This window comes from Bartonella sp. MR110HLJHH, from assembly GCF_042194225.1.
GTDB classification, from domain to species: domain Bacteria; phylum Pseudomonadota; class Alphaproteobacteria; order Rhizobiales; family Rhizobiaceae; genus Bartonella; species Bartonella grahamii.
On the sequence record NZ_JBHIMQ010000109.1, the window covers coordinates 1 to 244 of the forward strand.

A 244-nucleotide genomic window follows, 5' to 3' on the forward strand; every position below is an offset into this window, starting at 1 on the left:
TAATACGCACTTTGCCCCAAATATAGGAGTGCGTTTTATTAAATAACCCACGCGCATATAATGAAAGAGAGAAACGATTAAGCTTGCACCAATCATACCAAGCCAGTAGCCAATAAAACCATATTCAAAAAAATGTGCCATGAGCATCCCCCCAAAGAGGCCTACTCCCCAATAGCTTATTGCTACAACAATTGTTGACCAAAACGTATCAAGCAAGCCCACAAGTATGCCATTGAGCATAGCT